The sequence below is a fragment of the Streptomyces sp. LE64 genome (assembly GCF_052606915.1).
Genome location: NZ_CP199708.1, coordinates 3,609,980 through 3,623,130, shown reverse-complemented (window position 1 = coordinate 3,623,130; position 13,151 = coordinate 3,609,980). Strand labels below are relative to the sequence as shown.

The window sequence follows — 13,151 nt, the reverse complement described above, 5'->3', positions numbered from 1 at the left end:
AACAGACGATCCTTCTACGTCGAACCCGTAGTCACGGACGGCCGTTCCGTTCACCGGCACCGACATTCCCGACAAGCACCCCGGGCCGACCCTTCCGCGGAACGCGCCCGCCACCGCGGGGGCGGGCGACGGATCGCCGCCGGCGCGCACGGGTCGGGGTTCAGCCCCTGGTGACCCACCCCTTGGCGAGCCAGACCCGGTCCAGGTCGGCGTCGCACTGGTTGCCCTCCTCGCAGGACAACTTGACGGTGTTGGTGCCCTTGTTGAGCTCCACGTAGCCGTAGGACTCGGTCCAGCCCTTCGCCCGGTCGCCCTCGGCGGCGTTCGCGTAGTTCTTCAGGCTGAACGGCCTGCTCTGGGCGGTGCCGTTGACGGTGATGGTGGCGTTCGCGTCCTTGCCGGGCACCGTGTAGCCCACGAACACGGTGTACTTGCCGGGCTCCGCGATGTCGTCCAGGGTCCAGGTGACCGCCGCGCCGACCTGGTTGAAGCCGGTGACGTACACCCCGCCGGCGGCCTTCGCCCCCGACACGTCGCTGGAGGTGGTGACGCCCCCCTCCTGCTTCAGCGCCTTGGCGTCGAGCCGGGGGAGCTCGCCGGGCTCCGGCGTCTTCTCGTCGCCGTCGCCCTTCGGGGCCTTGTCCTCCTCGCCCTCGTCACCGCCCTGGGCGGGCGCCGAGGGGGTGCTGTCCGCACTGGCCGGGGTCTTGTCGTCGTCCTTGCCGTTCAGCACGACCACGCCGATGCCGACCACCACGGCCGCCAGGACCGCGATCGCGCCGATGAGGATGCCCCGGGTGTTCGGCCCGCGCCCCCGGCCGCCCCCCGGACCCCCGTGTGCCGCCGGCGGGCCGGGCGGCACCTGCTGCTGGCCGTACGGCGGCTGACCGTACGGCGGTTGCTGCGGCGGGACCTGGCCGTGGGCGGGGGGCTGCTGGGCGTACTGCTGCTGCGGTCCCTTGTACTGGCGCTCGCCCACCGGACGCACCTGGTGGTACGAGGAGCGGGGGCCCGGGTAGCCGTAGCCTCCGCCACCACTGGGCGGGGTGGCCCCGGCCGCCTGCCCGTCGGCGTACAGATAGCCGAACGGGTCGTCGTCCGCGGGCTTGCTGCCGTTGTCTCCGGCGGTCATCCCTGGGTCACTCCTCAGCATGGTCCAGTGCACGCGTGATGCGGGCGAGCCTACCCGTTCCGACTCATCCCATTGAGTGACGGTTCCCCCCACCTCCGCACCGCACCGGAAACTTCCATGGTAAAGGGTGACGAAGCAGGCATACCCCCCGTTCCACGGCCCGTGGCACCCTCCGGGCACTGTCGGACCCGCGTGTTACACCACTGCCATGGACACCACTACCGCACCGCTCGACCCGGCCGCACTCGAAGCGTTCGTCGTCCGGGCCAAGGCCGCCACCTACGTCACGGGCGGCGGGCGCACCGACCCGTCCCGGGCCGGATCCCACGACCTGGAGTACCGCGAGGGCGACCTGGTCTACCGGGACAGCTACTTCGGCGGCACCGACTTCCTGGGGCAGGAGACCGTGCACCTCGCCGGACGCGCGGTCTGGGGCATGAACTACTACGGCACCGTACTCACCGAGGACATCGACGCCGCGGCGGCCGGGGAGGTCATCACCGCCGCGCTGTCCGCCCTCTACGCCGAGGGCCGCTTCCTCGGCGGACACACCCACACCACCGGCCCCTACACCTACGTCGACGAGACCACCGGCACGGTGACCCGCTTCCGCGGCGTCGAACACATCCGCACCGCCGACGGCGTGCGCGCCTACGAACTCCACTACCACGGCGGACGCGTCCTCGACTGAGCCGCGGCCCGACTCACGGAACGGCCGTGACCAGCGCTTCCCGGACGCCCTCCTCCTGCGCCCCCAGGAAGCGCGGGGCCGGGTCGAGCAGCACGTCCAGCGCGCCCTTGCCCGCGGCGAGGACCTCCCGGGCCTTGCCCCCGTACCAACTGGCGTCGAGCGGCTCGCTCACCCCGATGCCGTGCGACTCGACCCCCGCGGAACGGCAGAGCGTCACCGCCCGGCGGATGTGGAAGTCCTGGGTCACCAGCACCGCCCGGTCCACGCCGAACACCTTCTTCGCCCGGACGCAGGAGTCCCAGGTGTCGAAGCCGGCGTAGTCGCTGACGACGTGCCCGTCGGGCACCCCGCGCCCGGTCAGGTACGTCCGCATGGCGTCGGGCTCGTCGTACTCCACCCGCCCGTTGTCCCCGGTCACCAGGACCACCCGGACCTTGCCCGCGTGGTACAGCTCCGCCGCCGCGTCCAGCCGGTGCGCCAGGTACGGCGACGGCTCGCCCTCCCGCAGCCCGGCCCCGAACACCACCGCCACCTCCTGCCGCGGCACCTCGGCGACCGTGGTGACCGCGTCCTCGGCGGCCAGGTGCATCCAGGTGACCGGTGCCAGGCCGACGACCGAGGCGACCATGGCCGCCTGCACCAGCCACCGCTGGGCGCGCCGGGAGCGCGCCAGGGCGCGCAGACCGACGGGGTCGGGGAGCCGGAGCCGGACCGCCGGGAACAGTCGTCGTGTCATACCCGCACCGACGCCTACGCGCGCAGAATGGTTTCGCCAGGCCGCCCCCGCGGGGCGTGCGTCCTGGCCGGACGGAACGCACGCACCCGGGGAGACCCGTGTCAGCCCGCGCGGCGTTGTTGCTTCGCCCGGGCCCGCTTCTCCACGTACATCAGTTGGTCCGCGGACTTCAGCACCTCTTCCGCGGTCATCCCGCAGCGCGCCCAGCCGATGCCGAAGCTGGCGCCGACCCGTACGCCCCGCCCGTCCACGCGGATGGGCGGGATGATCGCGTTGCGCAGCCGCACCGCGAGGTCCTGGGCGTCCGCGCTGCCGAGGCCGTCCGCGAGGACGACGAACTCGTCGCCGCCGAGGCGGGCCACGGTGTCGCCGTCGCGGACCCCGCTGGTGAGCCGGCGGGCCACCTCGATGAGGACGGCGTCGCCGGTGTGGTGGCCGAACCGGTCGTTGATCGACTTGAAGCCGTCGAGGTCGCAGAAGAGGACGGCGAGGCCCTTGGTCCCGTCGTCCCGGCCGCCCTCGGGGGCGACGACGTGCACGTGGTCGTAGCCCACCACGGGTTCGCCGGCCGGGGTCTCGAACCGTTCGGCGGCGCGGGCGGCCCGCTCGGCGAGCGCCTCCGCCTGGTCGAAGTCCTGCACTCCGGGACCGCCGTACGCCGCGTCCACGGACTCCCCGGCCGCGGCCCGGGAACTGGCGCTGCCCTGGGGGCGGCGGCAGAGCCGGGAGGACAGCCGGGACCGCAGCTCCGCGGCGTTGGGCAGCCCGGTGAGGGCGTCGTGGCTGGCCCGGTGCGCGAGTTGCAGCTCGCGGCGCTTGCGTTCCTCGATGTCCTCCACGTGCGTGAGCAGGAAGCGCGGGCCGTCCGCGGCGTCCGCGACGACGGAGTTGCGCAGGGAGACCCAGAGGTAGGTGCCGTCGCGGCGGGCGAGCCGCAGCTCGGCGCGGCCGCCCTCGGCGGAGGTCCGCAGCAGCGTCCCGATGTCCTCGGGGTGCACCAGGTCGGAGAAGGAGTAGCGGCGCATCGCGGCGGCCGGCCGGCCGAGCAACCGGCACAGCGCGTCGTTGGTGCGCAGGATGCGGCCGTGCTGGTCGCCGCCCATCTCGGCGATGGCCATGCCGCTGGGCGCGTACTCGAACGCCTGGCGGAAGGACTCCTCGCTGGCGCGCAGCGCCTGCTGCTCGCGTTCGAGCCGGACGAGCGCGCGCTGCATGTTTGCTCGCAGTCGGGCGTTGCTTATCGCAATGGCGGCCTGGAAGGCGTACATCTGGAGCGCCTCGCGCCCCCATGCGCCGGGTAGCCGCCCGTTGCGCGGACGGTCCACGGAGAGCACGCCGATCAGTTCGCCGGGGAGGCCGCCGTTGGCGTAGAGGGGGGCGAGGAGGCGGTCGGCGGGGTGCCACTCGTCCTCGAAGCGGGGCTCGGGGCCGTCGGTGTACCACTGCGGGACGTCGTCCTCGTCGAGCACCCAGCCCTCGTTGTGCGGGATGAAGATGAGGCTGCCCCAGCGCTCGCCCATGCCGAGCCGGCGGTCCCAGGCGGCGCGGGAGCCGACCCGACCGGTGATCATGGCTTCGGCGTCGGCGTTGCCGGCGAAGGCGGCCACCACGAGGTCGCCGTCCGGGCGGACCAGGTTCACCGCGGCCAGCTCGTAGTTCAGTCCGGTGACGACGCCGTTGGCGACGGTCTGGACGGTGTCGGCGAGGCTGCGGGCCGTGTTCATGTCGGCCATGACCTGGTGCAGCTGTCGCAGGGTCGCCAGGCGGACGTACGGCTCCGACTCGGTGTCCATGCTCGCCCTCCCCGAGACGTCTGCGGCTACTCCAGGTTCTCTCTTCGGCCGGGTGCACCCGAGTACACCTGAGCACGGCGTCCCCGTCACTGAATCACAGTGAGCTGTCCGCCCGGTACACAGGGTCAGCAAATAATCGGCCGTGTGACTCATATCACATCAGCCGAATATGCCGATTGACGCGCATAGACAAGCGCGCGCTTCGTTTGCTGAGGGCAAAGCGCGAGGCCGTAGAGGCCCCATTTGACGGGCGTTTCGTGGGGAGCCCGGGGGAGCCGTTCGGAGGGGGAGGGGGCGCACTCGGCACTTCCGAATATGCTCCCGGAAATCGCAGATAAGGGTTTTGGATACATACGGCATTGGGTATACACATCCGCTTCCCTTCGTGGGGTACGCAGACGGTACCCCGCTGGCCGCCCGCGCAGCGACGAAACCCGTCCGAAGGACCTAGGACCATCGTCGATCGCTGGGCCGATGTGCCGAAATGCGCCATACGGCTAGCGTGGCGGGGTGCTGAACACCTCCTCCACCGCGCCGTCCTCCCCCGCCACCGCCCCGGCCGGGCATCCTGGGGGAGTGACCCACGACGAGTTCCGCGCCGCACTGTCCCGGCTGGCCGCGGGGGTCGTCCTGGTGACCGCGCACGAGCCGCCGCTCTCGCCCGAGGGCCCCCGCGGCGAGGACGTCGGCATGACCGCGACCGCGTTCCTCTCGGTGTCGCTCGAACCGCCGCTGGTGCTCATCAGCCTGCGCGAGGGCTCCCGCATGGACGACCTGCTCGCCGAGCAGCCGAACTGGGCGGTGTCCCTGCTGGCGGAGAGCCAGCGGCACATAGCGGGCAGGTTCGCCATGCGGGGCCGCATCAGCGACCGACTGCTCTTCGAGGACATCCCCTACGTGCGGGGCGAGGCGTCCGGGGCTCCCCTGGTCGGGGGCGCGCTGGTGACCCTGGAGTGCAGGACGGAGCAGCGCGTCACCGCCGGCGACCACACCCTCGTCATCGGCCGCGTCCTCACCGCCGACCTCCCGAGCCCGAACGGGGAGCCCCTGGCCTACTTCCGGGGCCGCTACCGCCGACTGGGCTGAGCCGGGACGGGGCCCTCGACCGGCGGAAACGGATGGAATACGGCATTCCGCGAAAGCGTCCCACTCTTCCGCACATGGCCGGATCTTGCAGTTTTCCCTGCGCGAAAGTCTGAATTCCAGCCAGCGGGCCTTCCGCACCGGGCGCCGGGGAAGAGAAATGCACGTCATGCCGGCTCTCGGCCTCCGCGCCGGACGTGAAACACGGGCGACATACCCGCCGCTGCCCGCCCGCGAGGTCGTCCCGCGAGCCTTCGAGGTCGACGGCCGGGCCGGCGCCGGGCTCCCGGAACGGGACGAACAGCCTTGCTCCACAGCCTTGTTGGGGTCGAACTCGCCCCGGCCGGCGGGCCTCTGACCGCCCCCCGAAAGACGGCCCCTCCGTATCGCGCACACCCGAACGGATAAGGACGTCGACCGTCGGGAATTTCTTTCGCGAGGCTCTGGCGCGGGTCGCCCGAATGGCCTTCGATATCCGTATGGACAATTCCTCGACAGCCGGTCGGCCGGCACGGAAGAACAGGGCGCACATCGGCACGGCATTAGGGGCGATCACCCTCACCGCATTGTCCGCCGGATGCAGCGGGAGTGCGTCGACTTCCGACGCGCAGCGGGCGGAACCGTCCGGGACCGCCCATCTGCCCGCCCCCGCGTGCCCGCTGCGGGTGCGGTTCGATGCGCGCGTCTACGAGGACGCGGGGCCGCTGCGGGCCGGGGTGGGCCCCGTGGTGGGAACCGGGTCCTCGGCCCCCTGCGAGGACACCGGCCGCGGCACCGGCACCGAGGACCCGGGCGCCTGGACCCTGCACGCGGTCGAGGGCTTGGACCCCGAGGCGGCCCTGGCCGTCGAGGGCCCCGAGGAGGGACCCCGGCTGCTCACCGTCCGCGACGGCGGCGGCCTCCCCGAGGAGGTCGAGGAGTACCTCGACCAGGACCGCCGCTGAGGGGACCCGGGCGCCCGTGCCGGAAGCTCGGCCCCGCCACCGCCCGGCTCAGCCCCAGTCGCGGCCCGAGCGGCCCCGCTTCGTCTCGGCGCGGGCCTTCTTCTCCCGCAGCCTCCGCTCGTTGATGCCCCGTGGGATCCGGGTGGCCTTGCGCGGCTTGGGCGGCGGGGCGGTCGCCTCGGCCAGCAGCCCGGCCAACCGGACCGCCGCCGTCTCGCGGTTGCGCCACTGGGAACGGTGCTCGGAGGCCCGTACGGTGACGACCCCGTCGACCAGGCGGTCGGCCAACCGGGCCAGGGCGCGTTCCTTCCACACCGGGGGCAGGGCGGTGGTCCGCGCCAGGTCGAAGCGCAGCTCCACCTGTGAGTCGGTGGTGTTGACGTGCTGGCCGCCGGGCCCGGAGGACCTGGAGAACCGCCACATCAGCTCGGCCTCCGGCAGGAGGACCGAACCGCGGATGACATGAGGACCGGACATGCCGTCCATGGTCCCGCCCGGACGGCCGGCCGTCACCCCCGTTTCCCGCTGCCGGGCGCCCGTCCCGCCCACTCCCCCGGCCGGTGCGTCCGTTCCGGTGGAGGCACGGGTGTCCCGGGCGGCCGGTGAGACCGTCGGGGCGCAAGGCGCGGAGAAGATAAGGAGGGGTGTCAGGAACCCGGGGGCACCCGCGCGGCGTTGCTAGGGATGACGGTAGTTTCGTCCAGAGTACGAAACCCGACACTTCACGAGGAAAGGGACATCCCCATGGCTGTAAGCCTGTCCAAGGGCGGCAACGTCTCGCTCACCAAGGAGGCACCGGGCCTGACCGCCGTCACGGTGGGCCTCGGCTGGGACGTCCGCACGACCACCGGCACCGACTTCGACCTCGACGCCTCGGCCATCGCCGTGAACAACCAGGGTCGGGTCTACTCGGACGCGCACTTCGTCTTCTTCAACAACAAGCAGACCCCGGACCAGACCATCGTCCACACCGGTGACAACCGCACCGGTGAGGGCGCCGGCGACGACGAGGCGATCAACGTCAACCTGGCCGCGCTGCCGGCCGACATCGACAAGATCGTCTTCCCGGTCTCGATCTACGACGCCGAGTCCCGCAGCCAGAACTTCGGCCAGGTGCGGAACGCCTACATCCGCATCGTCAACCAGGCCGGCGGCACCGAGATCGCCCGCTACGACCTCAGCGAGGACGCCGCCACCGAGACCGCCATGGTCTTCGGCGAGCTGTACCGCCACGGCGCCGAGTGGAAGTTCCGCGCGGTGGGCCAGGGCTACGCCTCCGGTCTGGTGGGCATCGCCCAGGACTTCGGCGTCAACGTCTGAGCAGCCGTACGACGGCCGGGCCCCGCAGCCACCGGTTGCGGGGCCCGGCCGTCGTGCGTCCGCGGGTCCCGGCCGCCCGGGACGGTCCCCGGCCGCCGCCGGCCGGGGCGGGCCTCCGGCCGGTCAGGGCCGCGGCGGCTTGCCCTCGCCGTACAGCCATCCGTCCCACACCCGGCGCAGGGCCGCGCGGTGCTCGGGGGCGGCGCGTTCGACGTGGGCGGTGAAGGCGGCGGTGTCCGCGTTGCCGTGCCGGTGGCGGGCGGGCCAGTCGCGCAACAGCGCGCGGAAGGCGTCGTCGCCGATGGTGCGGCGCACCCGGTGCAGCACCAGCGCGCCCCGCTGGTACACCGGCGCCTGCGAGATGTCCGCGGCACCCGGCGGGTCGGCGGGCGGGAAGGCCCACACCGCCTCGTTCGCGCCCGGCTCGACCCCCTCGTCGTAGTAGTCGCCCCGGTACAGGGCCTCGGCGACGCTCTGCGCGCTCCGCCCGCCGTGCTCCTCGTCCCACAGCCACTCGGCGTAGGTGGCGAAGCCCTCGTTCAGCCACATGTCCCGCCAGGTGCGCGGGGTCACCGAGTTGCCGTACCACTGGTGGGCCAGTTCGTGGACGACGAGGAGGACGTCCGGCGCCCCCGGGTAGACCGGGCGGGTGTGGGTCTCCAGGGCGTAGCCGGCGTCGCCGCCGCGCTCCACGATCGAGCCCGCGGCGGAGAACGGGTACGGGCCGAAGGTGCGCTCGCCCCAGGCGATGACCTCGGGCACCCGGGCGAGCACCCCGCGGGCCGCCGCCGCCTCCCGCGGGTCGACGGCCGTGTGCAGGGGCAGGGTCCGGCGGGCCCCGCCGGCGCCGTCCGCCTCGGTGCGCGGCTGGGCGCGCAGCACGGACTCGGTGACCTCGTAGCGGCCCACGCCCACGGTCGCGGTGTAGCTGGCGAGCGGCTCCGGGCTGTGCCAGTGGAAGGTGGTGCGGCCGTCCGCGGTCCGGGTGGAGCGCAGTGCCCCGACGCTCACCGCGGTCAGGTCCTCGGGGACGGTGACGACGATGTCGTAGGCGGCCTTGTCGGCGGGGGTGTGGTTGCCGGGGAACCAGGTCATGGACCCGGTGGGCTGGCCCAACGCGATCGCCCCGTCCGCGGTGGGCAGCCAGCCCTCCCGGGAACCGTCCGGGTCGGTGACGCTCCGGGGCCGACCCGCGTAGCGCACCGTGGTGCGGAACTCCTCGCCGCGGACCAGGGCGGTGCGCGGCCGGACGGTCAACTCCTGGCCCTCCCGCCGGACGGCGGCGGGCTCGCCGTCGACGGTGACCGCTTCGACCGTCATGCCCAGCAGGTCCAGGTGGAAGGCGGCGAGGTCCCGGGTGGCCCGGGCGGTGACGGTGGCGGTGCCGGTGAGGTGCCGGTCCTCGGGCCGGTAGGTGAGGTCGAGGTCGTAGTGGGCGACGTCGTAGCCGCCGTTGCCGAGCAGCGGGAAGTACGGGTCGCCCGCCCCCGCGGCCCCGGTGTCCCGGGCATCGGGGCGGGTCGCCGACCCCGTTGCGGGGAGGGTGCAGCCGGCCAGCAGCAGGAGCGCGCAGCAGCAGGTGGCGAGGGGGCCCGGGCGGGGGCGGCCGGGCCGGTTCCGGCGGGCGGGGTCCACGGGGCGATCCTAGGCACCGCGCGGCCGCCCCGCCCGTCGTGCCGAGGCCCCGGCCCCCGGTCCCGCCGAGGGGGACGGAAGGGGGGCCGGGGTGTCCGGGCGGGCGGCGGTCAGCGGTTCAGCGCGGCCACGCCGGCCTTGGCGAACTTCTCGTCCAGGTCGCCGGACGGGGCGCCCGCGACGCCGATGCCCGCGACCGGGGCGCCCTTCACGGTGACCGGCGCGCCGCCGCCGAGGAACAGGGTGCCGGGGATGTCCTTCAGGTTCGGGGTCTGCGCCAGCCGCTTGACCAGCTCGGAGGTGGGCGCGTTCCAGGAGACGGCGGTGTACGCCTTCTTCTCCGCCGACTCGTACGACTGCGGGCCGGCGCCGTTGCCGCGCAGGGTGACGAGGGTGTTGCCGTTGCGGTCCACCACGGCGACGGTCACCCGCTGGTTCTCCCGCTCGGCGGCGTCCAGGGCGGCCTGGGCGGCGCGGGTCGCGGCGTCCACGGTGAGGTGCGTGGTCTGCTGGAGGTGCCGGTTGGAGGCGTCCGAGGTGACGGTGGAGCGGCTGGACGCGGCCGGGGACTCGGCGCTCGCCGACACGGCGCCGAAGGTGCCGGCGCCCAGCGCGGCCAGGGCCACGACCCCGGCGCCGATCCCGGCCCGGCGCGAGAGGCGGCCCTTGGCCCGGTGGCGCGGGGCGGCGGCGTCGGTGGTGGTCTCGGGGGTGTCGAGCGGGTGGTTCATGGTGACGGGTCCTGTCCTTCGGCGGGGGCGACCGGTTCCGGTGGTCCGGGTCGGGCCGGCCGGTGCGGTGGCGACCGGCTCTGCTTCGATCCTGGGGCCGGACCGGGGCCGTTCCCGTCGGCGTACCGGACACCTCGACGGCGCGGGACGGTCGACCCCGGGGTCGACCGATCGGATGACCCCGGCGCCGGGGCACCGGGTCACAATGGGAGGTATGCCGGAAACCGAACCGGTCCACCGGGGCGCACCGCGCCCGGGGGCCACCCCGCCCCCGGCCGCCGCGGTCGCCGATCCGGACGCCCGCTGGCTGGCCGCCGTGATGCACACGGCCTTCTTCCTGCTGCTGGGCGCCTCCCTGGCCCGGTTCCTGCTGCGCCACCCCGGCGAGCCCCGCACCCCGTGGATCATCGCCCTGTCCGTCGCGCTCGCCCTGCTGTACGTCCTCGGCCCGGCCCTCGGCAGCGCCTCCCCCGCCGGTGCCGCGCGCGGGACCGGCGGGCGGGCGCGCACCTCGGTGGTGCCGTGGCTCGGGCTGGTCGTCACCGTGTGGGTGGTCCTGGTGGTGCTCGCGCCGAGCTTCGCCTGGTGCGCGGTGCCCCTCTTCTACACCGGGCTGCGCACCCTGCCGGCCCGCCCCGCGCTGGTGCTGATCGCCGTGCTCACCGCGTTCGTCGTCGCCGCGCAGTGGCGGCTCGCGGACAGCTTCGACCCGAACCTGCTGCTCGCCCCGCCGGCGGTGGCGGCCATCGCCACCGCCGGGTTCGTGCACATGCAGCGCCAGGCGGCCCGGCAGCGCGACCTGATCGACGACCTGATCCGCACCCGTCGCGAACTCGCCGCCACCGAACGCCGCGAGGGCACCCTGGCCGAGCGGCAGCGGCTCGCCTTGGAGATCCACGACAGCCTGGCCCAGGGCCTGTCCAGCCAACGGATGCTGCTCCAGGCCGCCGACCGGGTGTGGGACGGCGACCCGGCGAAGGCGCGGGCCCATGTGCGCACCGCCGCAGCCATCGCCGAACGCAGCCTGGCCGACGCCCGCCGCTTCGTCCACGACCTCGCCCCCGCCGACCTCGCCGAGGGCGGCGGGCTGGTGGCGGCGCTGCGCCGGGTCGCGGCCCGCGAGTCGCGCGCCGAACTCCCGGTCCGGTTCCACGTGGAGGGCACTCCGACCGCCCTGCCCGAACGCACCGAGGCGGCGCTGCTGCGCATCGCCCAGGGCGCGCTGGCCAACGTCCGCGAGCACGCCGGAGCCACGGCCGCGGCGCTCACCCTGACCTGCCTGGACGACGAGATCGTGCTGGACGTCGCGGACGACGGGCGGGGCTTCGTCCCCGAGGAGGTGCCCGCGGCCGGCACGGGGGTGCGCGGGCACGGACTGCCCGCCATCCGGGCCCGGGCGCGTGCGCTGGGCGGCACCCTCAGCATCGAGTCGGCCCCGTCCGAGGGCACGGTCCTGACCGTGTCGATCCCCCTGCCCGCCCCCGTCGCACCGGAGCCCCGATGACCCCCCGCAACCGTGCCCGTTCCGCACCGCCCGAGCCCTCGGCACCGCCCGGGGCCCCCGGCGTCGAAGCCGGCACCGGCCCGGTGCGGCTGCTGCTCTGCGACGACCACGCGGTGGTCCGGGCCGGGTTGCTCGCCCTGCTCGGCAGCGAGCCCGACTTCGACGTGGTCGGCGAGGCCGGCGGCGGGGACGAGGCGGTGACGATGGCGGCGAAGCTGGCCCCGGACCTGGTCCTCATGGACCTCCAACTCGGCGAGGGCATCGACGGGGTGGAGGCCACCCGCCGGATCTCCGCGGCCGGCGGCCGGGTGCTCGTCCTCACCACGTACGACACCGACGCGGACATCACCCGGGCGATCGAGGCGGGGGCCACCGGCTACCTGCTCAAGGCGGAGCGCCCCGAGGAGCTGTTCGCCGCGATCCGGGCCGCCGCGCAGGGCCGCACCGCGCTGTCGGCGCCGGTCGCCAGCCGGGTCATGGAGCGGATGCGCAGCCCGCGCCCCTCGCTGACGGACCGCGAACGGGACATCCTCGGCCAGTTGGCGCGCGGCCTGGGCAACCGGGAGATCGCCCGGGCCCTGTTCATCAGCGAGGCCACCGTGAAGACCCATCTGGGCCGCATCTACGACAAGTTGGGGGTCGACACCCGGGCCGGCGCGGTGGCGGTCGCCACCGAGCGGCGGCTGCTGGCGTAGGGCTCCCCCGGCGGCACCGGCCCTCCCCCGCGGACCGGAGGAGCGGAGCCGCCGCCGGCCGTTGACCCTCGCCCGGGGCCGAGGGACCACCGCGGCAGTCGACGGCGAGGGGGACGGACGACGGGCGCGGGGACGCTTCCCCTGTCGGCACGGGACCGGGCGGGGTGGGCACGGCCGCCGGGCGGCGCTGCCGGGCGCCGACCCCGTGCGGGCCGCGGGCGAGCTGGGCCCCTGGCTCGGATCGGCGTACGGGCTGCCGGGCACTCGGGGGCACCGGCCCGGTGGTGCGCCGCCGCCCCTGAGGGCCGCCGGCCCGGGCCGGGCAGCGGTGGCGGCCGTGGGACCATGAGGGGTGCTCGACATCGGCTACGCCCTCTCCCCCCGCTTCCCCGACCCCCCGCAGACCGACTACCGGCGGGCGGACGTGCGGGCGCTGCGGTACGACCTGTTCTGCGGGGACGTGTACCTCGCGGACACCGAGGAGGACCGGGAGCTGGCCACCGCCTGGGGGTGGGTGCCGGTGCTGGACTTCGCCTGGGCGCTGTGCGACATCGTCGAGCGCCTGGACCGGGACCCGCTGGGGTCCCGGTCGGCGCAGCCGCAGTACGCGGAGCTGGACTTCACGGAGTCGACGGACCGGCTGTTGTTCGAGCGGCGCTTCGGGTGGGTGGAGATCGAGGCCGAGTGGCGCCCGGTGGGCGAGAAGCCGCTGTCCTTCGCGCACTCCGAGTTGCGCCGGGAGGCGCGGGACTTCCTCCACGACCTGGTGGCCGACCTGGTCGACCTGCACGAGGACCTGGCCGACAACCCGGCGGTGTGGACCCTCCAGTCCCGTTTCCCGCGACTGCCCTGAGCGCTCCGCCGGCAGGGGGAACGCAAGGGGTGCG

The 13,151-nt window shown here is 74.2% G+C and carries 13 protein-coding genes; 7 read left to right on the top strand and 6 right to left on the bottom strand.

All coding sequences use genetic code 11. The features are described from left to right. Positions 1–160: 160 nt before the first annotated feature. Positions 161–1,132, bottom strand: coding sequence for a carbohydrate-binding protein (locus ACSMX9_RS16460; RefSeq protein ID WP_445394863.1), 972 nt, complete (start codon positions 1,130–1,132; stop codon positions 161–163). Between the two features lie 208 nt (positions 1,133–1,340). Here ACSMX9_RS16460 and ACSMX9_RS16455 point away from each other — a divergent pair, with 208 nt between their 5' ends. Further along, positions 1,341–1,823, top strand: coding sequence for a DUF5680 domain-containing protein (locus ACSMX9_RS16455; RefSeq protein WP_445394862.1), 483 nt, complete (start codon positions 1,341–1,343; stop codon positions 1,821–1,823). Positions 1,824–1,836: 13 nt separating this feature from the next. On the opposite strand, the gene ACSMX9_RS16450 is transcribed toward ACSMX9_RS16455, so the two are convergent. Beyond that, entirely contained in the window at positions 1,837–2,559 is a 723-nt protein-coding gene (locus tag ACSMX9_RS16450; RefSeq protein WP_445394861.1) for a SanA/YdcF family protein, read from the bottom strand. Between the two features lie 101 nt (positions 2,560–2,660). Beyond that, positions 2,661–4,352, bottom strand: coding sequence for a diguanylate cyclase CdgB (gene cdgB / locus ACSMX9_RS16445; RefSeq protein ID WP_445394860.1), 1,692 nt, complete (start codon positions 4,350–4,352; stop codon positions 2,661–2,663). A 510-nt stretch (positions 4,353–4,862) separates the two neighbouring features. On the opposite strand from cdgB, the gene ACSMX9_RS16440 reads away from it, so the two are divergent. Together ACSMX9_RS16440 and ACSMX9_RS16435 are read left to right on the top strand one after the other, a co-directional pair. Next, entirely contained in the window at positions 4,863–5,438 is a 576-nt protein-coding gene (locus ACSMX9_RS16440) for a flavin reductase family protein (protein WP_445394859.1), read from the top strand. Positions 5,439–5,896: 458 nt separating this feature from the next. After that, positions 5,897–6,379, top strand: a complete 483-nt coding sequence (locus tag ACSMX9_RS16435) for a DUF6281 family protein (protein WP_445394858.1) — start codon at positions 5,897–5,899, stop codon at positions 6,377–6,379. Between the two features lie 48 nt (positions 6,380–6,427). Here the strand turns inward: ACSMX9_RS16435 and arfB are convergent, their stop codons facing one another. Next, complete coding sequence (gene arfB, locus ACSMX9_RS16430) at positions 6,428–6,856, bottom strand: alternative ribosome rescue aminoacyl-tRNA hydrolase ArfB (protein WP_351243443.1); 429 nt, start codon at positions 6,854–6,856, stop codon at positions 6,428–6,430. Positions 6,857–7,123: 267 nt separating this feature from the next. Here arfB and ACSMX9_RS16425 point away from each other — a divergent pair, with 267 nt between their 5' ends. Then, positions 7,124–7,699 carry a TerD family protein gene (locus ACSMX9_RS16425; RefSeq protein ID WP_351243441.1) on the top strand — a complete coding sequence of 192 codons (576 nt, stop codon included), beginning with the start codon at positions 7,124–7,126 and terminating at the stop codon, positions 7,697–7,699. Positions 7,700–7,822: 123 nt separating this feature from the next. On the opposite strand, the gene ACSMX9_RS16420 is transcribed toward ACSMX9_RS16425, so the two are convergent. Further along, on the bottom strand, positions 7,823–9,334 hold the full coding sequence (locus ACSMX9_RS16420; protein ID WP_445394857.1) for a M1 family metallopeptidase: 1,512 nt from the start codon (positions 9,332–9,334) through the stop codon (positions 7,823–7,825). A gap of 110 nt (positions 9,335–9,444) precedes the next feature. Next, complete coding sequence (locus ACSMX9_RS16415; protein ID WP_351243439.1) at positions 9,445–10,065, bottom strand: GlcG/HbpS family heme-binding protein; 621 nt, start codon at positions 10,063–10,065, stop codon at positions 9,445–9,447. 214 nt (positions 10,066–10,279) lie between these two features. Between ACSMX9_RS16415 and ACSMX9_RS16410 the strand changes: the two genes are divergently transcribed. From ACSMX9_RS16410 to ACSMX9_RS16400, 3 genes are all read left to right on the top strand, one after another. Further along, positions 10,280–11,569: a sensor histidine kinase gene (locus tag ACSMX9_RS16410; RefSeq protein WP_445394856.1), complete on the top strand. Its 1,290-nt coding sequence runs from the start codon at positions 10,280–10,282 to the stop codon at positions 11,567–11,569. Then, a complete protein-coding gene (locus ACSMX9_RS16405) occupies positions 11,566–12,264 on the top strand; it encodes a response regulator (RefSeq protein ID WP_445394855.1) in 699 nt (232 codons plus the stop codon). Before ACSMX9_RS16410 ends, ACSMX9_RS16405 begins: the two co-directional genes overlap by 4 nt. A gap of 352 nt (positions 12,265–12,616) precedes the next feature. Continuing rightward, complete coding sequence (locus tag ACSMX9_RS16400) at positions 12,617–13,117, top strand: hypothetical protein (protein WP_445394854.1); 501 nt, start codon at positions 12,617–12,619, stop codon at positions 13,115–13,117. Positions 13,118–13,151 lie beyond the last annotated feature (34 nt).

Bases quoted from the DNA above. Each gene is read 5' to 3' on its own strand.
- ACSMX9_RS16460 (WP_445394863.1), bottom strand. From the start codon at position 1,132: ATGACCGCCGGAGACAACGGCAGCAAGCCCGCGGACGACGACCCGTTC.
- ACSMX9_RS16455 (WP_445394862.1), top strand. From the start codon at position 1,341: ATGGACACCACTACCGCACCGCTCGACCCGGCCGCACTCGAAGCGTTC.
- ACSMX9_RS16450 (WP_445394861.1), bottom strand. From the start codon at position 2,559: ATGACACGACGACTGTTCCCGGCGGTCCGGCTCCGGCTCCCCGACCCC.
- cdgB (WP_445394860.1), bottom strand. From the start codon at position 4,352: ATGGACACCGAGTCGGAGCCGTACGTCCGCCTGGCGACCCTGCGACAG.
- ACSMX9_RS16435 (WP_445394858.1), top strand. From the start codon at position 5,897: ATGGCCTTCGATATCCGTATGGACAATTCCTCGACAGCCGGTCGGCCG.
- arfB (WP_351243443.1), bottom strand. From the start codon at position 6,856: ATGTCCGGTCCTCATGTCATCCGCGGTTCGGTCCTCCTGCCGGAGGCC.
- ACSMX9_RS16425 (WP_351243441.1), top strand. From the start codon at position 7,124: ATGGCTGTAAGCCTGTCCAAGGGCGGCAACGTCTCGCTCACCAAGGAG.
- ACSMX9_RS16415 (WP_351243439.1), bottom strand. From the start codon at position 10,065: ATGAACCACCCGCTCGACACCCCCGAGACCACCACCGACGCCGCCGCC.
- ACSMX9_RS16410 (WP_445394856.1), top strand. From the start codon at position 10,280: ATGCCGGAAACCGAACCGGTCCACCGGGGCGCACCGCGCCCGGGGGCC.
- ACSMX9_RS16405 (WP_445394855.1), top strand. From the start codon at position 11,566: ATGACCCCCCGCAACCGTGCCCGTTCCGCACCGCCCGAGCCCTCGGCA.